The organism is Mycoplasma tauri (genome assembly GCF_016925555.1).
Classification (GTDB): Bacteria; Bacillota_I; Bacilli_A; order Mycoplasmatales; family Metamycoplasmataceae; genus Mycoplasmopsis; species Mycoplasmopsis tauri.
In genome coordinates, this window is the sequence record NZ_CP070479.1 from 258657 (window position 1) to 282606 (window position 23950).

17 protein-coding genes and 1 tRNA gene are annotated in these 23950 nt (G+C 28.8%); 8 read left to right on the forward strand and 10 right to left on the reverse strand.

Features of this window, described 5'->3' with window-relative positions; translation table 4 throughout:
* Positions 1-40: 40 nt before the first annotated feature.
* The 3 genes from deoC to deoD are packed head-to-tail and all read right to left on the reverse strand — an operon-like array spanning position 41 to position 2734.
* Entirely contained in the window at positions 41-706 is a 666-nt protein-coding gene (gene deoC, locus JS510_RS01140) for a deoxyribose-phosphate aldolase (RefSeq protein WP_205517543.1), read from the reverse strand.
* 17 nt (positions 707-723) lie between these two features.
* Complete coding sequence (locus JS510_RS01145; protein ID WP_205517544.1) at positions 724-2019, reverse strand: pyrimidine-nucleoside phosphorylase; 1296 nt, start codon at positions 2017-2019, stop codon at positions 724-726.
* A gap of 10 nt (positions 2020-2029) precedes the next feature.
* Positions 2030-2734, reverse strand: a complete 705-nt coding sequence (gene deoD / locus JS510_RS01150) for a purine-nucleoside phosphorylase (protein WP_205517545.1) — start codon at positions 2732-2734, stop codon at positions 2030-2032.
* Positions 2735-3147: 413 nt separating this feature from the next.
* Between deoD and JS510_RS01155 the strand changes: the two genes are divergently transcribed.
* Positions 3148-3966: a Cof-type HAD-IIB family hydrolase gene (locus JS510_RS01155; protein ID WP_205517546.1), complete on the forward strand. Its 819-nt coding sequence runs from the start codon at positions 3148-3150 to the stop codon at positions 3964-3966.
* 65 nt (positions 3967-4031) lie between these two features.
* Complete coding sequence (gene obgE / locus JS510_RS01160; RefSeq protein WP_205517547.1) at positions 4032-5300, forward strand: GTPase ObgE; 1269 nt, start codon at positions 4032-4034, stop codon at positions 5298-5300.
* Between the two features lie 124 nt (positions 5301-5424).
* Here the strand turns inward: obgE and JS510_RS01165 are convergent, their stop codons facing one another.
* Positions 5425-6468 (reverse strand): LLM class flavin-dependent oxidoreductase, encoded by a 1044-nt coding sequence (locus JS510_RS01165; RefSeq protein ID WP_205517548.1) that lies wholly within the window; start codon positions 6466-6468, stop codon positions 5425-5427.
* An 86-nt stretch (positions 6469-6554) separates the two neighbouring features.
* On the opposite strand from JS510_RS01165, the gene JS510_RS01170 reads away from it, so the two are divergent.
* Genes JS510_RS01170 through JS510_RS01185 form a run of 4 tightly spaced genes read left to right on the forward strand, consistent with a single transcriptional unit; the run spans position 6555 to position 10928 of the window.
* The gene (locus tag JS510_RS01170) at positions 6555-7073 is read left to right on the forward strand and encodes a restriction endonuclease subunit S (RefSeq protein ID WP_269802020.1); all 519 of its coding nucleotides are present in this window, start codon (positions 6555-6557) and stop codon (positions 7071-7073) included.
* On the forward strand, positions 7066-8175 hold the full coding sequence (locus JS510_RS01175; RefSeq protein WP_205517549.1) for a restriction endonuclease subunit S: 1110 nt from the start codon (positions 7066-7068) through the stop codon (positions 8173-8175). Before JS510_RS01170 ends, JS510_RS01175 begins: the two co-directional genes overlap by 8 nt.
* Positions 8168-10036 carry a restriction endonuclease subunit S gene (locus tag JS510_RS01180; protein ID WP_205517550.1) on the forward strand — a complete coding sequence of 623 codons (1869 nt, stop codon included), beginning with the start codon at positions 8168-8170 and terminating at the stop codon, positions 10034-10036. The genes JS510_RS01175 and JS510_RS01180 overlap by 8 nt, the downstream gene beginning before the upstream one ends.
* Positions 10008-10928, forward strand: a complete 921-nt coding sequence (locus tag JS510_RS01185) for a site-specific integrase (RefSeq protein ID WP_205517551.1) — start codon at positions 10008-10010, stop codon at positions 10926-10928. Before JS510_RS01180 ends, JS510_RS01185 begins: the two co-directional genes overlap by 29 nt.
* A gap of 46 nt (positions 10929-10974) precedes the next feature.
* On the opposite strand, the gene JS510_RS01190 is transcribed toward JS510_RS01185, so the two are convergent.
* The 6 genes from JS510_RS01190 to JS510_RS01215 form a co-directional block, all read right to left on the reverse strand.
* The gene (locus JS510_RS01190) at positions 10975-14103 is read right to left on the reverse strand and encodes an HsdR family type I site-specific deoxyribonuclease (protein ID WP_205517552.1); all 3129 of its coding nucleotides are present in this window, start codon (positions 14101-14103) and stop codon (positions 10975-10977) included.
* 12 nt (positions 14104-14115) lie between these two features.
* The gene (locus JS510_RS01195; protein ID WP_205517553.1) at positions 14116-15396 is read right to left on the reverse strand and encodes a restriction endonuclease subunit S; all 1281 of its coding nucleotides are present in this window, start codon (positions 15394-15396) and stop codon (positions 14116-14118) included.
* On the reverse strand, positions 15396-18044 hold the full coding sequence (locus JS510_RS01200; RefSeq protein WP_205517554.1) for a type I restriction-modification system subunit M: 2649 nt from the start codon (positions 18042-18044) through the stop codon (positions 15396-15398). The genes JS510_RS01195 and JS510_RS01200 overlap by 1 nt, the downstream gene beginning before the upstream one ends.
* A gap of 264 nt (positions 18045-18308) precedes the next feature.
* The gene (locus JS510_RS01205; RefSeq protein ID WP_232840947.1) at positions 18309-19190 is read right to left on the reverse strand and encodes a BRO family protein; all 882 of its coding nucleotides are present in this window, start codon (positions 19188-19190) and stop codon (positions 18309-18311) included.
* 148 nt (positions 19191-19338) lie between these two features.
* Entirely contained in the window at positions 19339-19656 is a 318-nt protein-coding gene (locus JS510_RS01210; protein ID WP_205517556.1) for a type I restriction-modification system subunit M N-terminal domain-containing protein, read from the reverse strand.
* Positions 19657-19974: 318 nt separating this feature from the next.
* Positions 19975-20343: a hypothetical protein gene (locus JS510_RS01215; RefSeq protein WP_205517557.1), complete on the reverse strand. Its 369-nt coding sequence runs from the start codon at positions 20341-20343 to the stop codon at positions 19975-19977.
* Between the two features lie 628 nt (positions 20344-20971).
* Here JS510_RS01215 and JS510_RS01220 point away from each other — a divergent pair.
* Together JS510_RS01220 and JS510_RS01225 are read left to right on the forward strand one after the other, a co-directional pair.
* Positions 20972-21064, forward strand: a tRNA-Ser gene (locus JS510_RS01220).
* Positions 21065-21173: 109 nt separating this feature from the next.
* Positions 21174-23906 (forward strand): cation-translocating P-type ATPase, encoded by a 2733-nt coding sequence (locus tag JS510_RS01225; RefSeq protein WP_205517558.1) that lies wholly within the window; start codon positions 21174-21176, stop codon positions 23904-23906.
* Positions 23907-23950: the final 44 nt, after the last annotated feature.

Genomic DNA, 23950 nt, shown 5'->3' on the forward strand with positions numbered 1-23950 from the left:
ATAAAAAACCTTAGCTATAGCTAAGGAATTTTATTAATAATTAATATCCGCTTGTTGAACTTTTTCCTTCGATAATTGCAACTGATCTACTTGTTCCAAAACGATCAGAACCAGCTTTATTCATTTTTATTAAATCATCGATATTTGCAATACCACCAGCAGCTTTAATTAATAATTTGTCACCACAAACACTTTTCATTATTTCAACATCAGATAAAGAAGCTCCTCTTGATGAAAAACCTGTTGAAGTTTTAATAAATTCGGCGCCTGAAGCCATAACTATTTCAGTTGCTTTTCTAATTTGTTCATCAGTTAATAATGCAGTTTCAATAATAACTTTTAATGTGTGCGAACCACAAGCTTTTTTAACTGCTTTAATGTCTTCAAGAACATAATCATAGTTACCTTCTTTAAGTTTACCAATTTGAATAACCATGTCAATTTCATCAGCTCCAGCTTTAATAGCTTCAGCAGCTTCAAAAGCTTTACATTGAGTTAACATAGCCCCAAGAGGGAAGCCTATAACTGATGTAATTCCTACAGAAGTACCTGCAAGTTTTTCTTTTGCATAAGGAACAAGTGAAGAGTTAACACAAACTGTTTTAAAGTCGTATTTTATAGCTTCATTAGTTAATTTGTCAATATCCTTTTCAGTAGCATCAGCCATTAAAAAAGTATGATCTATCAATTTATTGTATTTTTCCATAATATAAGTCCAATTTTCTATTTTAATCTATCAATAATAATTATATTTTCAACTTGCTTAGAGCTAATTCTATAAGCTTGAGCAAGCTCACTAACTAGTGATTTGTCGATTGGTTTTGATGAGTAAAGAGTGAATAGCTTTTCGCCTTTTTTTACTGATTCATTGGTCTTTTTGGCTAATGATATCCCTGCTTCAAAATCAATTTTATCTTCTTTTGTTGCTCTACCGGCCCCAAGTTTCATGGCTACTATGCCAAATGTTAAAGCATCAAAAATTTCTAAGAAACCATCTTCTTCAGCTATTACTTCAAGAGAATACTTAGGGTTTCAGAAATTTTTATCTTTAAGGGCTTTAACATCACCACCTTGAAGTTCGATAAATTCATAAAACTTTTCAAGAGCTTTACCGTTTTTAATAACCTCATCAACAAGTTTAAGTCCTTCTTCATGGCTTTTAACAATTTTTGATTGTTCCATGATTGTTGCACATGATGAGTAAACTAATTCATTGAAGTCTGCTGGGCCCTTGCCTTCTAGTGTTCAAATAGCTTCTAAAACTTCATTTTTATTACCAATTTCGCGTCCAATTGGTCTTGACATATTAGTAATTTCAGCTCTAACATCTACATTCAATTCTTTACCAATTGAAATCATTGTTCTTGCTAATTCTCTGGCAGAATCCGGGTCCTTCATGAATGCTCCATTACCACATTTAACATCAAGTAATATTGCATCACTACCAGTTGCTAATTTTTTAGACATGATACTTGATGCAATTAGAGGAATTGATTGTACACAAGAAGTCACATCTCTAAGTGCATAAATTTTCTTGTCTGCTGGAACAAGTGAAGCACTTTGACCAATAACTGCAATTTTGTTATTTTTAACTTGATTAATGAACTGTTCATCAGTTAATTCAACACTAAAACCAGGAATTGATTCAAGTTTGTCAATAGTTCCACCAGTGTGTCCTAACCCTCTACCTGACATTTTTGCAACTGGAGCACCAAGCGCAGCACAGATTGGAGCAACTGCTAAAGTTGTTTTATCACCAACTCCACCAGTTGAATGTTTATCAACTTTTATACCTGGTATTGATGATAAGTCCATAACATCTCCTGAATGCATCATAACTTTAGTGAAATGAGCTAATTCAGCAGGTTTCATACCTTGAAACATAACTGCCATTAAGAAAGCAGACATTTGATAATCTGGCATTGTACCTTTAGTATAAGAAGTTAATAAAAATTCAATTTCTTTATTATCTAAGGATTCGCCATGTCTTTTTTTCTCAATTAAATCTACTATACGCATTTTGTTCTTTCTATTGCGCTAATTCTAGAGCAATTTTCATCATATTTGTGAATGCTGATTGTCTTTCTTCTGGAGTTGTTTCTTCATGTGTTATTAAGTTATCACTAATTGTTAATAAACAAGCTGCTTTTTTACCTAATCTTTCTGCATTTGTAAATAAAGCATAACTTTCCATTTCTACACAATCTGCTTGAGTTTCTTTAATTCTTTCTTCAAGAGGTACTGATGAGTAAAATACATCAGAAGAGTGAGCTCTAACTTTTGTTAAAGGAATATTTAATTCTCTTGCATGTTTTTCTAATTCTTCATTTAGTTCAACACTTGGGTAAGCTACACTAGAGTGGTCATTTACAACAAGTCTTCTAAATGCATTTGAATCTGAATAACATGAGTCAACTAGGACAGTGTCATAAAGTTTTAAATCTGCTTTGTATGAACCAGCTGAGCCAATTCTAACAATTTTTTCAACCCCATAAAAGTTGAATAATTCATAACTGTAAATACCAATTGATGGGCAACCCATACCACTAGCAGCTATTGTTATTTTTCTGCCTTTGTATGTTCCTGTAAACATCAACATATTTCTTACAGTATTAACAATTTCATAGCCTTCATCCAAAAATGTATCAGCTATATATTTTGCTCTTAGTGGGTCTCCAGGCATTAAAACTACTTTTGCAATTTGACCAGCCTTAGCATTAATGTGTGGTGTCATATTTTTCTCCTTCATTTAAAAATTAACTTAAGTGTGAATTTCTAAGAATAGTAATAATAACTTAAGTTAATGGCAATTAAAATTATTTAAAAAATATTAGATTAAATGCATTTAAATTTTACCACAATAAATAATGATGATGTTTGATAAACAAATATTACAAAAAATGACTAATTTATCTTTTTTAAAGGTTTATTTGTTAAAACTTTACCACAATAAAATAAAGTGACTTAAGGTCATTTTTTAGAAAATTAATTACATAAATTTAATAATTATTAAAAGTGTTGTTAATTAATAAATTTAATTGATATTTATAAATAAATAATCATTTATGAAAATGTTTTTGTTTTACTTATTTTTTAATATGATTAATAAGCACTATTTAGCAAGAATTTGTATAAAAGGAGGAATTTATGTATAAAAAATCTATTGTTTTTAGTGATGTTGACGGAACTCTTTATGCAAGAGATAATTATGTTTCAAATTTTAACTTAGATATTATCAAAGGCAATAATTTAAGTTTTAATATAGCAACAGGCAATCCTATTTGTCCTAGAATGATCAAATTAGCAAAATTAACAAATGCTGATTACATTATTGGTTCTTCTGGTGTTCAAATTTATGATTATAAACATAATAAATTTGTCAAGGAAGATTACATTAATCCAGAAGCTGTAAGTCAAGTTTTCTCAATTCTTAAAAAACACAGCATACCAGCTGCAGCATGATCAAGCAAAATATTTTATGTTTTTAGAGAAGATGAAAAAGAATTCTTAAACAAAATTTATTTTAGATACGAAAGCTTCGATCAATTTACAGTTTACAATGAAGGCGATGAAATACTACCAGTTTCTAAGATAGAAGTTTATTTTGAACATATAGATAACATTGATAATCTTATTGGCGATCTTGAAAAACTAGATTGTAAATTAATTAAAACCCATATGAATCTTGAAATTCTTCCAAAAGGTGGTTCAAAAGGTGAAGCCATTGTTTGAATGCTAGAAAACATTTTTAAGAATCATTCAAAGGAAGAAATAATGGTAATTGGTGATAGTGAAAATGACTTTTCAATGTTCAAAAGATTTAATTACTCATATGCTATGGATAATGCAAAAGATGAAGTTAAAGAAAAAGCTAGCTTTGTCACAAAAGCTGTTCAAGAGCATGGATTAGGATATGCAATTCTTGATTATTTAGAAAAATTCAATAAAGAAGTCAACAATAAATAATTTTATATATTTGCCTATAAAACAGGCAAATTTATTATTTTTTTATAAGAAGAAGGAATAATATTATGGCAAAATTTATAGATCAAGTTAAGCTAACATTAGTAGCAGGAAAAGGCGGAGACGGTATTATTTCCTTTCGTAGAGAAGCCCATGTGGATAAAGGTGGTCCTAATGGCGGAGACGGCGGAAAAGGCGGTGATATCTATTTTGTAGGCGACAAAGGCAAAAATACTTTATTAACACTTTATGGTAATAAGAAAATAACTGCTGAAGATGGGGTTAACGGAGGACCTAAAAATCTTTATGGTGCAACAGGAAAAAGTACTTATGTTAAAGTTCCTATTGGTACTGTTGTTTATAAAAATAACAGAGTTATAGCAGATGTAATTGAAGAAAAACCATATCTTGTAGCTAAAGGTGGTATCGGCGGAAGAGGAAACAATAAGTTTAAAACATCAAGAAATACAGCCCCTAGAATTTGTGAGAATGGAACAAAAGGAGAAGAGTTCTTAGCTCATATAGTTTTAAAGGTTATGTCTGATGTAGGAATAATTGGTAAACCAAGTGCTGGCAAGAGTACATTATTAAGTGCTCTTTCAAATGCAAAAGCTAAAATAGCAGAATATGAATTTACTACACTTGTTCCACAACTTGGATTAGTAAGATATTATGATAATTCTTTTACTATTGCTGACTTGCCAGGGCTTATTAAAGGCGCTTCACTTGGCAAAGGTTTAGGAATTCAATTTTTAAAACATATTGAACGTTGTAGAGTGGTTGTTCAAATTATTGACTTTGGTAGTGAAGAAAAAGACCCTATTGAAGACTACAATACAATTAATAGTGAACTTCAAGCATATAGTGATAAATTAGCTAATAAACCACAATTAGTTGTTGCTAATAAGTCTGATAAAGACTGTTTTATAGCTAAATTAGAAAAATTTAACAAAGAATTTCCAAATGTAAAAGTTGTTTCAATAAGTGCTTTAGAACGTAATAATTTAGATGAATTAAAATCTGAAATTTGAAAACTTTTAGAGGAAAATAAATCACTTATTGTCACAGAAGAAAATGACAAAAATGAAGTGGTTGAAATAAAACTTGAAAAAGACTATGAAATACTAAATCCTTATAGTGGCTTTTTTGAAATTAACGGACCAAAGATTGAAAAGATTTATCAAAGAATACCTCTTATAAGCTATGATAATCTTTTAAGATTTAATAATATGCTTAAAAAGATTGGTATTTGAGATGAATTAATTAAAAAAGGAATAGAACCAGGCGATACAGTTAGAATATTAAGCTATGAATTTGAATGAGACGGAGAGTTTTAAAACTCTTTGTTTTTTTATTTTTTTAAAGCAATAGTCCATTAATATTTTAATCAACATATAAGTCTAATTTATAGGTAAAAACATTTTAAAATGATCAAAATGCAAAATAAAAAAGCATGTTCATTTAGTTTTTATTTTCAAAGTATGATCTCACGATTGGCGCTACTTCTTCACCATATATTTTTATAGCTTCCATTAAATCTTCATGTGGAATAGAACCAGTTGGCATATGTAAAATAAAACGGTCAATTTGGAGTTCCTCAATAAGTTTTATTATCTTGTTAGCAACTAATTTTGCATCACCAACAATCATTGCTCCTTCATCAGAAATCATATGATTATATGCTTCTCTACTTAATTCTGTTCATGAACTTCTTGTTCTGGCTACATTGTCAACTAGCTGTTTTGTTGGATGAAAAAAGTCATTTTGTGCTTTTTGATTATCGTTTGAAATATATCCTCAAGAGTGAACAGCAACTTTTAGTTTATCTATTGAATGATTGTATTGCTGACCAACATGCTTATATAATTGGATAATTCGTTTAAAAGCTAATGGATTACCACCAATTATTGCATATGCAATTGGTAAGCCTTTTTCTGCAGTATTTATTGATGATTCTATATTGCCACCAGTTGCTACTCAAATAGGTAAATTTTGTGCTCTTGGATAAATTCCTTTATTATCGATTGATTGTGTAAACTTGCCTTTTCATTCAACTATTTCATTCTCGCTAATGTTTAATAACATGTCTAGTTTTTCTTTAAATAGTTCATCATAATCTTTTAAGTCATATCCAAATAGAGGAAAAGACTCAACAAATGAGCCACGACCAACCATTATTTCTGCTCTACCATTTGATAAAGCATCAATGTGTGCAAAGTTTTGATAAACCCTAACAGGATCATTTGAAGATAATACAGTAACTGCGCTTGATAATTTAATATTTTTAGTTTTTACTGCTGCTGCAGCTAAAATCATTTCTGGACTTGAAACAGCGAAGTCAGATCTATGGTGTTCGCCAACTGCATAAATATCTAGACCAATTTTATCTGCTAACTCTACTTCTTCAATCATGTTTCTTATTCTTTGCTGATGTGAGATACATTTTCCTGTTTTTTCTAATATTGTCGTTTCGCCAAATGTTGATATTCCTAATTCTATTTTCATGTTTAAACTCCTTTTTTACTTTTAGAATTATATAAGAAATAAAGCGTCAGGTTTTAAAGTGTATTTTTTGCTTTTTTATTGAGAAATTAAACAATAATCATTTCACTTGAGAACAACGCAAAGTTGGTGATTTATTAACCACACTGTCATGCAGGGAATATATTAGAGAACCTGAACAAGGCGGGAAATATGAAATTATCCAACAAGGAGACAACCCAATTTTGGGATTTTGTTCAGGTTCAGCTTTTCCAGATTATAAAAATGTGATTATTTTTGGTGACCACACTGTTTCACTATTTTTACCAAAAAGGCCATTTTTTATTGCTACAGATGGAATTAAATTTTTAAAACCAAAGAATGATATTGGCAGAGATTTTCTCTATTTCATATTAAAAAGATATAAACCTGAACAAAATGGTTACAAAAGACACTGGTCAATTTTCATTAATAAAAATTGCTTTAAAACACTAAATCAGTATGAACAACAAAAAATATCTAGCTTATTTTTAAATTTAAACACCTCAATCACCCTTCATCAGCGTAAGTTAGAAAAGCTAAACAACATTAAAAATATGCTTTTAGAAAAGATGTTTGTAAATGAATAAACCACTTAAACCAGCAATTAGATTCAAGGAATTTACCAACGATTGACAACAGAGAAGGTTGGGTGATATTGCCGATAGATACGATAATCTGCGTGTTCCAATTAGTGAACATATGAGGGAAAAGGGCAGCACCCCATATTATGGAGCTAATGGAATACAAGGCTATATAAAGGGACACACACATAATGGAGAGTTTGTTTTGGTTGCTGAAGATGGCGCTAATGATTTAAAAAACTATCCTGTTCAATATGTAAATGGCAAAATTTGAGTTAATAATCATGCTCATGTATTAATATCTAACAAAAATAATTCAACATTGTTTTTAAAGTACTTAATAAACGCAAATGATTTATCAACTATATTAGTTGGTTCTGATAGAAAAAAATTAAATTCCAATGATTTGATGAGCATGAATTTTTGGGTAACAGATTTTAATGAACAACATAATATTTCTACCTTATTTTTTGGTTTAGACACCCTAATCACCTTTCAAAAGCGTAAGTTAGAAAAGCTAAAAAACATTAAAAATATGCTCTTAGAAAAGATGTTTGCGGATGAAAAAACACTAAAACCAGCTATTAGATTCAAGGAATTTACTAACGCTTGAGAACAACGCAAAGTTGGTGATTTATTAACCACACTGTCATGCAGGGAATATATTAGAGAACCTGAACAAGGCGGGAAATATGAAATTATCCAACAAGGAGACAACCCAATTTTGGGATTTTGTTCAGGTTCAGCTTTTCCAGATTATAAAAATGTGATTATTTTTGGTGACCACACTGTTTCACTATTTTTACCAAAAAGGCCATTTTTTATTGCTACAGATGGAATTAAATTTTTAAAACCAAAGAATGATATTGGCAGAGATTTTCTCTATTTCATATTAAAAAGATATAAACCTGAACAAAATGGTTACAAAAGACACTGGTCAATTTTCATTAATAAAAATTGCTTTAAAACACTAAATCAGTATGAACAACAAAAAATATCTAGCTTATTTTTAAATTTAAACACCTCAATCACCCTTCATCAGCGTAAGTTAGAAAAGCTAAAAAACATTAAAAATATGCTTTTAGAAAAGATGTTTGTAAATGAATAAACCACTTAAACCAGCAATTAGATTCAAGGAATTTACCAACGATTGACAACAGAGAAGGTTGGGTGATATTGCCGATAGATACGATAATCTGCGTGTTCCAATTAGTGAACATATGAGGGAAAAGGGCAGCACCCCATATTATGGAGCTAATGGAATACAAGGCTATATAAAGGGACACACACATAATGGAGAGTTTGTTTTGGTTGCTGAAGATGGCGCTAATGATTTAAAAAACTATCCTGTTCAATATGTAAATGGCAAAATTTGAGTTAATAATCATGCTCATGTATTAAAATCTAACAAAAATAATTCAACATTGTTTTTAAAGTACTTAATAAACGCAAATGATTTATCAACTATATTAGTTGGTTCTGATAGAAAAAAATTAAATTCCAATGATTTGATGAGCATGAATTTTTGGGTAACAGATTTTAATGAACAACATAATATTTCTACCTTATTTTTTGGTTTAGACACCCTAATCACCTTTCAAAAGCGTAAGTTAGAAAAGCTAAAAAACATTAAAAATATGCTCTTAGAAAAGATGTTTGCGGATGAAAAAACACTAAAACCAGCTATTAGATTCAAGGAATTTACTAACGCTTGAGAACAGAGAAGGTTAGGAGATGTAGGCAGTTCAGTTTCTGGAATTTCGCTTGAAAAACACCTTGTAAATAATTCAATTTATAAGTTTGTTAGCATCGGAAGTTTTTCTGAAAACAGTGAATATGTAGACCAAAATCTTAGAATTGAACTAAATAGCAACACCAAGCCATATTTGTTAAATGAAAATGACCTTGTTATGATATTGAATGATAAAACTCAATATTGCAACATATTAGGAAGGGTATTAAAAATAGGTAAAAACGGAAAATTTATTCATAATCAAAGAACCCAACGAATAATACCTGACAAGAATATTTTTGATCCTTCATACTTATACTTTTTACTAAATTCATTCAATTTTAGGAGAAAGATAATACAAAATTCTCAAGGCAATACTCAGGTATATATAAATTGAAAAACAATAAAAACAATTAATTTAGCGTACTCAAACCATATTAGTGAACAAATAAAAATTTCGTCTATATTTACATTTATAGATACCCTAATCACCCTTCATCAGCGTAAGTTAGAAAAGCTAAAAAACATTAAAAATATGCTTTTGGAAAAGATGTTTGCAGACGAAAAAACACTGAAACCTGCCATTAGATTCAAGGAATTTACTAACGCTTGAGAACAGAGAAGGTTAGGAGATGTAGGCAGTTCAGTTTCTGGAATTTCGCTTGAAAAACACCTTGTAAATAATTCAATTTATAAGTTTGTTAGCATCGGAAGTTTTTCTGAAAACAGTGAATATGTAGACCAAAATCTTAGAATTGAACTAAATAGCAACACCAAGCCATATTTGTTAAATGAAAATGACCTTGTTATGATATTGAATGATAAAACTCAATATTGCAACATATTAGGAAGGGTATTAAAAATAGGTAAAAACGGAAAATTTATTCATAATCAAAGAACCCAACGAATAATACCTGACAAGAATATTTTTGATCCTTCATACTTATACTTTTTACTAAATTCATTCAATTTTAGGAGAAAGATAATACAAAATTCTCAAGGCAATACTCAGGTATATATAAATTGAAAAACAATAAAAACAATTAATTTAGCGTACTCAAACCATATTAGTGAACAAATAAAAATTTCGTCTATATTTACATTTATAGATACCCTAATCACCCTTCATCAGCGTAATGTTTTTTTATTTATTTTTTCCCTTTTTTACATAAAAAAAGTATCTATTAATATGGGTGTAGAAAGGAAAAATGAAAAAATCAGAAATACTTTTATATAAATACTTTCAAAATTGAATTGATATATATAAAAAAGGCTCAATAAGAAAAATAAGTTTCAAAAAATATCAACTCACATTGGATTGGATAATAAAAATCGCAAGAGATGTACGGTTGTGTGATTTAGATAGAACTTCATATCAAAGCATATTAAATGAATATGCACTAACTCACGAAAGGCAAACAACAATGGATTTTCATCATCATTTAAAAAGCTGTTTGTTGGATGCTTTTGATGATGGATACTTAACTAATGATCCAACCCGTAAGGTTGTAATAAAAGGGAAAAGTCCAAGAAAGAAAAAAGTTAAATATTTAAGCCAATTTGAATTGCAATTATTGGTTAAAAAATTGAAATTAAAAGAATTTATTAATATGGATTGGCTTATTTTATTGATTGCAAAAACAGGATTGAGATATTCTGAAGCTTTAGCATTAACTCCACAAGATTTTGATTTTGCAAAACAAACATTAAATGTTTCTAAAACTTGAAATTACAAAGAAGAAGGTGGTTTTATGCCAACTAAGAACAAGTCAAGTATTAGAAAAATTCAACTTGATTGGATGACTGTTAGTCAATTTTCAGGCATTATTAGGAACTTGCCAGAAAATAAACCTATTTTTGTTATAAAAGATAGAACTTATAATTCAACAATTAATGATGTTTTAAAACGCCGTTGTGTGCAAGCTGGTATACCTATTATAAGCGTTCATGGTTTAAGGCATACCCATGCGTCATTGTTATTATATGCTGGCGTTTCTATTGCATCTGTAGCAAAAAGATTAGGTCATGCGAGCATGAATACTACTGAAAAAGTTTATTTACATATTATTAATGAATTAGAAAACAAAGATGTTGATCTAGTAATGAGATCGATATCACTACTTAATTAAAAAATTATTATTACACCCATAAAAAAACAAAAAGCCACTTTTGTGGCTATTTTTTGTCTTTTTGTTCCTCAATTCATTTCTCAACAAACGAAATAAAGTCGGCTGGCAGAGCTTTTTTTGGTTTTCTATTTAGTTTTAGTGCAAATTTTTCCCTTATTTCATTTGTATATGATTTTTCACATAAATCATGCAATCTATTATTGACATTAATTGGTTCAGTTGAGTTGATGATTTTATTAATAGCTTTAGAATCAAAGTTTCACTCATCGCAAAATTCATTTAATATTTCGTTTTCGTTATTAGCAATAGCTTCAGTAAATTCTTCATTAATATCTAAATAATCCCAGTTTTTTTGATTATTAAAATATGGATCTAAAATTTGCAGAAATATTTTTTGGTGTTCTTCCGTAAAACTTGAAATTACACGCATAATGTGTTCTCTTGTGCGGTCTAATTTGATAATATCATTAAGTTTAGCTAAATTTAATGGAATTCTTTCGGAATAAGGGTGATATTCTGTTGATAAATTTTGCAATTCTAGAGGGTCAGATTCATCTTTAGTGCCAGAAGTATGATTTTCTTTTTGTTGTTCTTTCAAGTAGCGAGTTATATCCTCGTTTCTAGCAACTAGCGCATCAAAATCATATTCATTATATGTTATAGTGCTACAAATGTCATTAGGATTTTTGGCTCTTTCTCAACTATAGCCCATAATTTTGGCTGCTCTTATGTCATTAATAATTTTATTTATTAATTTATGAGCTTTTCTCATGTTTTCTATGTATTGCAATTTATCATTGTGTTGCTCGGGATAAATTGAACCAAATCAGGTATTATCGCTATACATTAAGAAAATTTTTTTTACTTCTGCAAATGAATTATTGATGATTAATAGACGATCTTTAAAACTTGTAGTAAGTATTGATTCAATACTTATATCAGCATATTTGCTTAGAGCTTTATCAAGGTTGTAATTCATTGTGTTGGGTTGACGATAGAATATTACATTACCAAAATCCTTGCCCGGAAGTGTTCTGTTGGTTCTTGAAATAGCTTGAATTAAATGCTCATAAGTCATAACTTTGTCAAAATAAATTGTATTAATATATTTTGAGTCAAAACCTGTTAGCATTTGGTTAACAACGATTAAAAGTTGCAATTTTTCTTCATCTTTAATGTTGCTAAACTTATCTTTACGTGACAATCTTTTTGACAAATCTAGCTTAAATTGATTGCTATCGGTGGAATTTATTACTTTATCAAAATCATTGTTATATCTATTAATGATATTATTAATAGCATATGCTTTGTATTCAGTTTTTGCTAATTCTTCTTCCCGGTCAAGGCTTTGGTCAAAAAGCGCAGTGAATTTAAAGTCTTTGTATTTTTCATTATTGTCACAAGCCTCTGCAAATAATTCAAAATACTCAATGGCATCAGGAATGCTTTTAACAGCAAATATAGCACTATATCTTTTATTATCTAAAAAGTATTCTTGAGTGTTTAATATATCCTCAACAATCAATTTTTTAAAGCTCTCATCATCATAGTATCCACGTTTTAATAAATCGTCTTCGTAATCACGATTATTTTTTTTATCAACATCATCAAGGTTTCCGAAACGACCTAATTTATATACTATATTAGCAATTTCTCTTGGAGCTAAATTTTTTTTAAGGTTTTTAAGCGCACTTTCTGTGTATTTATCAAATAATGTATATTCAATATTAAAGTCTAGTATCTTTTTGTCTTGAATCCCATTCTTTAATGTGTAACTGTGCAATAGCTCGCCAAAAATATCTTTAGTTTCTAGACCATTTTTTGGGTTTTCTTTACCAAGTGGTGTGCCTGTAAAACCAATTAAAGCAGCATTGGGGAATGTTTGATTTATATTTTTAATCATTTCACCCGATGTGCTTCTGTGTGCTTCATCAAAAATAAAGACAATTTTTTGTGATGCCGCTCTGTTTATTTCCCTTTCTGAAAAGTTTTTTGTATTTACTCTAGATTGTTTTTGGATTGAACCAACAATTATAGTGTTCATCAAATTTTCTTCTTTCATTAAAGAAATAAGATCATCGGTTGATGAAGCTATTTTAACATTGACTTTTCCGCCTTTAAAACTGCTAAATTCGCTAAAACTTTGTGTCCCTAATTCTGTTCTATCTACTACAAAAACAACTGTATCAGCAATATTTCATTCAAGCAATAATTGTGATAATTTAAAACTAGTTAGAGTTTTTCCTGAACCTGTTGAGTGTCAAATGTGACCAACTTTTGCACATCCAGAACGATTTGGGTCAAAGAAAATTTTTTTATCAGTTCTAAACTTCCTTTCAATTTTATCAATTGCGTGAAACTGATAACTTCTTAAAATTAATGGAATATTTTCATTTTCTTGGCAAACAGTAAAGTCAGCAATAAGACGATGCGCCATTGGAATTGATAGAAAATGTTTGACAACATCTCTTCAATCTCGTAAAACATTGTTTCGGTCATCGTGCCAATAACTAAATGCTTGTTCATTAATATATTGACCTTTGTGGTCTGTTGGCATATATTTCATTTCTTCAGGGCTCATAGCAACACTAACTTGAACTAATTTTAAAATTTCATCAAAACCACCTGAATTAATGTAGTTACTAATTTGGGTTATTGATTTTGATATGCTAACACCTTTTGCCTTTAATTCAATATGAAATAATGGCAAACCATTAATTAATAAAATAACATCGGCTCTATGCTTGCGGTTAACTGCTTTTCAAGGCAGTTCTACTTCTTTAGCAATTTGATAAATTGAATCACCAGCATTAATTTCTTTTCTACTGAAGATTTTTAAATATATTTCTTTGCCATATTTTTCTGTGTCTTTTTTATTATCTCTTTTAATAGCGACTGTTTCGCTATTTATTAATTTATTAGCAGCTACAGTGCTATTACATTGATTAATTTTTTCTTTTAATTGTTCTTTTTCACCCTCTGTAAGTTCAATATTATTTAAAATATGTTTATTATTTCGATAAACAATTTTAAAAAAGTTATTTCACAAATCTTCTATAGTGCATGATTCTAGAACTGGTTTAATTTCCTTATTTATATTTCTTCAACCGTTCTCTTGCAACGCATCGACCAAATCATTTTGAAATTTTCTTTCGCTATCTTTATTTTCTATCATTTGCTTGTTCTCCTAAATAAACATCTTTTCTAAAAGCATATTTTTAATGTTTTTTAGCTTTTCTAACTTACGCTGATGAAGGGTGATTAGGGAGTCGATATTGCTAAACACATTACCAACAAGAAATTGTTCTTTTAATGACGGCATTTTGACATTAGTATTTAGTAAATCATTTGTAGAAAATACATAGCGTTGATTTCCTTGACTATAAAACATTAATTGGCTTCTAACCGTCTGTATATTTGTAAAATAATTACTAAAAGTAACATCGATTTTTTCCTTATTGGGTCTAAATCTGTATAAATGATACGAATACACGGCATTTATAAGGGTTTTGGGAATACACAACGAATGTCCTATATCCTCTCTAGTTTCAGATGTTGGAGTAAAAAATATGTCACCTTCGATAATATTCTTTGTTTTTATTTGGTCTTCAGTTGCGGTGGTTATCATTAGTTTCTTATAATTTTTTTCTGTTATAACTAGCTTTCGATAAACATCCATGTAGTTCAATAAATATACTTCTTTTTCATTCTTTTTGTACTTTTTATCAACCCCAGATGAGCTTACAAAACCTAATTCCCCCAATTTTCTCTGTTCTCAAGCGTTAGTAAATTCCTTGAATCTAATAGCTGGTTTTAGTGTTTTTTCATCCGCAAACATCTTTTCTAAGAGCATATTTTTAATGTTTTTTAGCTTTTCTAACTTACGCTGATGAAGGGTGATTAGGGAGTCGATATTGCTAAACACATTACCAACAAGAAATTGTTCTTTTAATGACGGCATTTTGACATTAGTATTTAGTAAATCATTTGTAGAAAATACATAGCGTTGATTTCCTTGACTATAAAACATTAATTGGCTTCTAACCGTCTGTATATTTGTAAAATAATTACTAAAAGTAACATCGATTTTTTCCTTATTGGGTCTAAATCTGTATAAATGATACGAATACACGGCATTTATAAGGGTTTTGGGAATACACAACGAATGTCCTATATCCTCTCTAGTTTCAGATGTTGGAGTAAAAAATATGTCACCTTCGATAATATTCTTTGTTTTTATTTGGTCTTCAGTTGCGGTGGTTATCATTAGTTTCTTATAATTTTTTTCTGTTATAACTAGCTTTCGATAAACATCCATGTAGTTCAATAAATATACTTCTTTTTCATTCTTTTTGTACTTTTTATCAACCCCAGATGAGCTTACAAAACCTAATTCCCCCAATTTTCTCTGTTCTCAATCGTTAGTAAATTCCTTGAATCTAATTGCTGGTTTTAGTGAATTAGACATTATTTACCGCCTAAAATATTGATAAGTTCATTGATGGCTTGCATATCACTTTCATCACCGTTTAGGTCTTTTAATAATTCAACAAGTTTTTGTTCATTATCACGAATTTGAGTATTAATGTCACTTAATGTGTATTTGTATTTATTTTCAAGGTTTTCAAATTTAGCGATGTAATCATCAATAATTTCTGTTCCTTGTTTACTTATTTGTTTTATTATTGGTTCTGACCATTTGTCTACTAATAGTGCAAAAACTTCATCATTATTAAGTGATATATATTTTTCATATGATTCGATAACTAAAGTTTGTTCTAAAGTGCTTAATGTTTTTCTAGTTTTTGTTTTTTGGTTAATCAAATCATTGATTTCTAAAATTTGAGATTCAAATGAATCAGTCTCAGGAGTTGTTTTGATACTTTTAGCGTATTTTTGTAATTCTTTGGAATCTATTTTACCTTCAGTAAATATTGGTTCATTTTTCTCTGATTCATCAATTGAATCTTCAATTTCACCAATTCTTGATTCAATATCTGTTAATTCGTCTTTTAATTCTTTTATTTGGTTGCTTTGGTTTGCAAAATATTTTTGGCAAATAAACTCATTGCTAAATAATTGTGAGTTTCATTCAACAATTGAATTGTCTTTTTTTCTTTTGACATCTAAAATTTCAGAATCTTTTAGAAATTCATCGATGCTTAATTCATTATTGTCATAATATGATATTAATTCTAAATCGTCTTTGATTTTTTCAATATTGTTGATTAATATTTGGTAAATATCATATTTTTCAATGAAAGCTAATTCTTCAATATTATTGAAAATATAGTCAATCAATTTATCTTCTAGATTGCGTTTAATATTTTTTAAATTATCCAAATTACCACACGTGTTTAGTAAATAATTATAAAAATCTTTAGCAATCTGCGCGAATTTGTCTAAATATTCTTTTATTTGTTCATTTTCAACAATAGAATTTCTAATTTCGCCATTTTCGTTGCTTAAAATTGAGTAATAGCCTGGTTTTGCATCGCTAAAAAGCGATTTTTTAACTGTTGGAAAATTATTTAAAAATTCTGAATACTTAGCAAGTTCACTCTCGCTTACGCCGCCATACATTGAAGAATATAAATCATGTGTTTCGTCTTTTGAGAAGTTGTCAATATAGCGAGATATATTTAAGTTATAGTCATTTTGTTCTATTTCTTCTAAAGAAACAATTCTTGAAAAGTTTTTAATTTCTCTGCGGTTATTAACAGTGTCAACAATTTTACGAATGTGTTTTGCTTCTAGTTTATTGTCTTTACCGTCTTTAACATAAAGTTGTGATGCATCAATGAATTGAATATCGCTAGTTTGTTTTTCTTTTTTAATGACCATAATAATGGTTGAAATGCCTGTGCCATAAAATATATTAGCTGGCAAGCCAATAATTGTGTCAATTTGACCTTTTTTAATAAGCTGGGTTCTTATTTCTTTTTCACTTCCACCTCTAAATAAAACACCGTGTGGCAATACAATTGTTAAAATTCCCTCAGGGTCTAAGTGGTATAAGTCATGTAAAAGAAATGCATAATCAGCTTTCGAAGAAGGGGCTACGCCATAACTTTTGTAACGTTCGTCACTTTCTTTATTTAAATTATTTCATTTTTGTGAGTAAGGTGGATTAGAAACTACTGCATCAACACTTTGGTAAATGTAATAACCATTGTTATCAAAAAATGGTCAATCTTGTTCAAGTGTGTCTGCATTTCTAACATGAATATTAGCAGTGTTAATCCCCTTCATTACTAAATTCATACGTGTTAAGTTAAATGTTTGCTTATTAAGTTCTTGTGCATAATAAACAACAGGACTTGAATTTTTTGAGTATTTTTTAAATGTTTCACCAATTGTTAAAAGTAGCGAACCAGAACCAGAAGTAGGGTCATAAACTTTAATTGTTTCGCGGTCTTTTAAGTGATAAGACACAATTTCTGCCATTAGTGTTGATACTTCATGCGGAGTGTAAAATTCACCACCTTTTTTTCCGGCGCTCGAAGCAAATTTGCCAATTAAATATTCATAAACATAGCCTAAAACATCATAATTTTGATTTTCAGTTGGAATTTTTTGGATGTTTTCCATTAATTTTAGTAATTTTTCTGTTTGTTCATCGGAGTTAATTCCTAATTTACTTAATTCGTTTTCAAAGACAAAAAATATACCCTCAAAAAGCTCACGACATTCATTAGTAATTGAACGGATAAATTCGTTAATCGCTTCTGAAAGCACACTAACACTAAATTTATTTTTGTCTTTTGATTCTTGACTAGTTCATGTTTGGTATAAATTTTCATAGTAAATGAAATAACCACAGTCAGTGTTAATTCGTTTTTTAATTGTTTGCATATGGTCGTAGTCATTTAAAGTTTCAGTTTGGTCAAAATCAATTTCTTCTCAGTTGATTTTGGCTGAAAAATATTTTAAATCAGAGCGGTCAACACCTTGTTTAAGTAGCTCATCTTCTTGTTTTTTTGATAAAAATCGATAAAAAATCAAACCTAAAATATAGTTTTTATATTCATTAGCATCTAAATTACCTCTTAATTTACTAGCCGAATCTCAAATAATTGCACCAAGTTCATTTTTTGAAATAATCTTATTACCCATATTCACTCCTTTATACTTATACTTAATATTTATATTATAATTAAGTTATAGATTTTGTTCCTGCATAATTAGAAAATATGGTTATAATTTATATAAGTTCCTGTCCAATTTGGAGCTTTTTTCTTTTTTATTTTAAAAATGATGAAACAAAAAAAGATCAGGTCACACAATTAAATTTTTACCTTAATTTGTGTTGCACTTGAACTTGCAATCAAGCGAGAAATATTTCTATTTCTCTTTTTTAACATTTATTTATTTATTTATTTATTCTTTATCTTCTAATCTTTTTTTATCTTTATCCTTAAACTCTTTAGAACTTACATCTTCTATGAGTTTCCCAAAATCAATGGCATTTTTTGAAGTTATGACAGACTTTCTAGTTTCCTGTTCAATCTCTTTTCTAGCATTACCCGCTATACTTCCGCCACGTTTTGCAACTTTTTTATTTTCTTCTAAGCCTTGTGGATTTGCTGCATTCGCTATATCTTTTGTAGCTGCTTCTGCAAGCATATTTAAGATAATTTCGGTTGTTGTCATATTATCTCGTAAATTTTCTTTCTTTAAGCCTTTAAATTCTTTATACTCTCTTGTTGTCATACCCGACCAAGCTTTTGTGATTTCATTTGTAAGTATGGCATACTCATTACCTTTTTCTACACCGTGGTCTTGCCAAGCATCAGTAAGTTCTTTTCTAACTTGTATGGCTTGTAGTCTTTGATTAATCCATTCTCTGCTATAACCTTTTATAAGGTAGGTTTCTAAGGCTCTATTGATTGTTAGTTCAGGGTCAATAATTTCGTCAATTCTTTCTTTTCCAACCTCAGCAAGCCACATCTTAAATGGTTCCGCCTTTGGCGATGGTACAGATTGTAAGATACGAAATATTCCTTGCATATCCGCCACATCAGTTAGACGCAATTTCCCATCTGCCGCTTTCATTTTCAAAGCGTTACAATTTGTAACGGTTTCGTTTCCTTCGTCTTTTAATCTCTTTTTCAACACTCTTCAGTATACTTGTGGATCTTTACTTTCTGTAAGTACTGCTACTACATCCACTACTGAAAAATACCATTCTTCTTTTTCGTTATTCCAAATACTTCTTATTTTATTACCTTCAAATATTTTGATTTGATTATCCAAAAACATCTCTCCTTTCTCTTTTTCTATGTACTGTTTACAATTATTTAACTTTAAATAACTCTAAACAGCACATAGATTTTTAATTTTTATAGTTGTTAACTTTGGTTGAAGTTCTAAAACCTTGATTTAACTGTACTATTTGCCTGTGTCGTTATTATGACACAAAACGCAAGGTTCGGTCATAAACTTTAATTGTTTTGCTGTCTTTTAAGTGGTGGTGGTCATTTAAAGTTTCAGTTTGGTCAAAATCAATTTCTTCTCAGTTGATTTTGGCTGAAAAATATTTTAAATCCGAGCGGTCAACTCCTTGTTTAAGTAGCTCATCTTCTTGTTTTTTTGATAAAAATCGATAAAAAATCAAACCTAAAATATAGTTTTTATATTCATTAGCATCTAAATTTCCTCTTAATTTACTAGCTGAATCTCAAATAATTGCACCAAGTTCATTTTTTGAAATAATCTTATTACCCATATTCTCTCCTTTATTATTTACATTATAGTTAAGTTATAGATTTTGTGCCTGCATAATTAGAAAATTAAAGTCTATATTCACTAAATTAATTTAATTTTAAATTTTGTTTATTAAGCAAAATTAATAATTAAAAATCAAAATGCCAATGAGGATTAAGGCATTTTGATTGCACTTAGAAATTTACTAAATTAATATGTTTCTATTTAAAAATAATTTTTATAAGTTTATTATTGATTCATTAAGTAAAAAATCCTCTAAACCAACATATAAAACACCATTTTCATGATGTTTTGAATTATTTTTTGTCTGAGAAAAAAATTAATCATTTTGGTGTTCTCCTACTATTTGTGCATATTTTTGTAATTCATCACTAAAAAATCTAAAATATGCTGTTAATTGTCATAATTCGCTAGTATTTTTATTTTTGACTACTCAATCAAAAATTTCTGGTAATTCAAAATCTAAATTATTTTTTTCTAAATGATCTATTAATTTAACAAAATCATTTGACAAAATAGTTTTAGGCTCTCTATTTTGCGATTTTGCTAGTTCATTTTCCGCAGTTTGCTCTTCCTTTGATATTTGATGCAATATTTCATATAAGGTTTCTTGTTTTGCTTCTTCATTTTTAAATTGTGATTCTTGTAATTTTTTTATAAATAACTCTTGTATTTTTAAATCATTCATTCTATTTACCTGTTTTCTTATTATTAAATTAATAAAACTTTTAATGTTTTAATCCATTAACTATTTTATTTGTTTTTCAGATAAAAATAGTGCTTTTCTATCTCACTTGAAAAATTTAGGTAGATTTCCACTTTTTTATTTCAAAATATTTTTATATATACTATTAATGCTTAAAAATATAATAACCATTTCACATCTGGTAATAAATTTTTAAAATAGTCCAATTGTGTATATTTTAAAAAATAAGAATAAAAACATTATCCAACTAAAAAATCACAATTATTTAATATATATGTATACACAGATAAAAATTAATTACACAATTACATAATAATATCAATATAACAATCTTTTAATCAAAAGATTTTTTGTTTATTCATTCTTAATTACATTTTTTTAAAGAAAAGTTGAGCGCTCTAAAACAAATGATGAAAGTAATAAAAGTATTGATAAAATTCATAAAAATTAATTTTTAGTTGCTTTACTATTAATAATGATAAAGCTTATAAAATGCTAAAATAACTATAAAACAGGCTTATTCAGATCTTTTTAAACAACAGCAAAAATTTAATTTTTTCTTTAATTTTAGCTTCAGTTTGTTATAATTAATTAGCAAGTTTAAGTGCGTGGGGAAGTACTCAAGCTGGTGAAGAGGACGCATTGCTAACGCGTTAGGGGTGGCAAAACACCCGCGGAGGTTCGAACCCTCTCTTCCCCGCCATTTTTTTATTTCTTTTTTTACAGACTTATCATTTTTGTTTTATTAATAATCATGCATTTTAGTGTATGATTTTTTAATATAAATATATTAAAAATGAAAGGAGGGTTATATGAACTTCGAAGAAGTTAAGAAATATAAAGGTTTAACAAACTTACAAGTTAGTGAAAATATTAATAAATATGGTGAAAATACTTTAACAAAAAAGAAAAAAGTAAATCCTATTATTGCTTATTTAAGGCAATTTTTGGATCCTATGGTTATATTGCTTATTTGTGCTGCAGCAATTAGTTTCAGTCTTGCTATTTATGAGCATGTTTCGAATGGTCATGTTGATACTAGAGTTATTATAGGTTATGTTGAACCATGCATTATTTTACTTGTAATATTATTAAATAGTGCTCTTGGTGCATATCAGGAAGTTAAGAGTGATCAAGCTGTTCGAGCACTTGAAAACTCTACTATAAGTAATGTTACGGTTATGCGTGAAGGACATGTAATGGTAATTCCAGCCAATAAATTAACTGTTGGTGATATAGTAATTTTGGCAGCAGGGGATACTATTAATGCAGATGGAAGAATAATTGAATCAAGTAATTTTTATGTAATAGAATCAAGTTTAACTGGTGAAAGTATACCAGTAGAAAAACAAGCTAATTGAGATGCTATTGATGATAAGATACTTGCAAAAAATCATCATATTGTTTATTCTGGAACATATGTAACTAATGGTAAAGCAACTTATTTAGTTACAGCAATAGGCAAAGATACAGAAATAGGCAAGATAAATTCAATGATTCAAAATCAAAAGAAAACAACAACACCATTGCAACTAAAACTAAATAAATTAAGTAAATTATTTGGCTATGCTGGAATTATTTTACTTTTTGTAAGTTTTATTATGCAAATTTTATTAAACAATATAGAAACAGGTAAGTGAAGTGAACCTGATGTTTACACTAATGCTTTAGTAACTGGAATTTCATTGGCAGTTGCAGCGATTCCGGAAGGTTTAATAGCTTTTACAACAGTTATTTTGTCAATTGGAGTTTCAAAAATAAGTAAACAAAATGGTCTTGTAAAAAATTTATTAGCAGTAGAAACTCTTGGTTCTGCTTCAATTATTTGTAGTGACAAAACAGGAACTTTAACCGAAAATAAAATGACAGTTGTTGATGTTTATACAAAAGATGGCAATTTTCTTAATGACTTAAATGATGATAATAAGTCATTAATTGATTTAATAAAGTTATCGTGTTATTGCAACGATGCCTATATTACAGTAAAAGATGATAAATTAGAAGAAATCGGAGATCCTACTGAAACAGGTTTATTACGTTTTGGTTACAAATATAATATTCATAAATCTGAATTATTAGAAAAGCATAATATTTTATCTTCATTACCTTTTGATAGTGATAGAAAAATGATGTCTGTACTTGTTGACTCATCAAATGGGGAAAAAGTTATGATGGTTAAGGGAGCTCCTGATGTCATTTTAAAAAAATGTATTAATATAAATCAAGCTGAAATTCAAGCAATAAATGATGAGTGAGCTTCAAAATCATATCGTGTACTTGCTTTTGCTAAAAAGGTTTTAAATAAGTCAAATTTGGATTTTAGTGATGAAGATGACAATTTCATTTTTGTTGGTTTAGTAGCAATGATTGATCCACCAAGAGCTAGTGTTGCAGAGAGTATTGCAACGGCTCAAAAAGCAGGAATTAAAGTTGTTATGATTACAGGTGACAACTTGATTACAGCAAAAGCAATTGCTACAAATTTAGGAATTTACAACCAAGATTCACAGGATATTTGTGTTGATGGTACTGAATTAAAAACATGAACTGATGATAAATTAAGAGAAAATGTTAAAAATATTTCTGTATATGCTCGAGTTAATCCAGATGATAAATTAAGAATTGTTAAGGCATGACAATCACATAACATGGTTGTTGCAATGACTGGAGATGGTGTAAATGATGCGCCTGCTCTTAAGGCAAGTGACATTGGTTGTGCAATGGGTATAACCGGAACTGATGTTTCTAAACAGTCTGCAGATTTAATATTGACTGATGATAATTTTAATACCATAGTTAAATCAGTTAAAAATGGTAGGCTTATATTTGACAAAATTAAAACTGTTATAATGAATCTATTAATTACATCTGTCGCTGAAGTTTTTGTTATGTTAATAGGTTTAATAGCATTTTATTATGCATTTAAAAATTACTTTGATCCACATGATTTTTATGTCTTTAGTGCATCTCAATTGCTGTGAATTAATTTACTAACTCATGGACTACCAGCTATTGCATTAGGCATTATTGATTCTGGCAAAGACGTTATGAGCAGAAAACCTTTTGATAAAAAAGAAAGTCTTTTTGCTAGAGGAATGGGTATAGAACTTATTTGACAATCAATTGTTATTAGTTTAGTTTCACTTGTATCATATTCTCTTGGTGCTCTTTACTCAATTCATTATAATGAAGGTAAGGAATTATTATCTATTGCATCAACTTGTGGTTTCATAACAATGGGATTAGCTACTTCTATAAATGCTGTTAATTTGATTAATGATAAGTCAATATTTAGAAATTGCATAAAAAGATATTGACCAGTATATTTAGCAGTTATTTTATCAGTGTTTTCAGTTCTTTTTGTAGCGTTTGTTCCAAATGTGGCCGAAGTGTTTCGTATGTTTAAAAACGTATTAACATTTGATAATGGAATACTATTATCTTGATCAATTTCATTAGCATTTGTAAACATAATATGTCATGAAATTAAAAAAATGACTATCAATTGAAAAATAAGAAAGTCAAACATTAAATATTCTGTTTAAGTCTGTTTTATACACATTTTAAATTAAAAAAATAAGCTGATTTT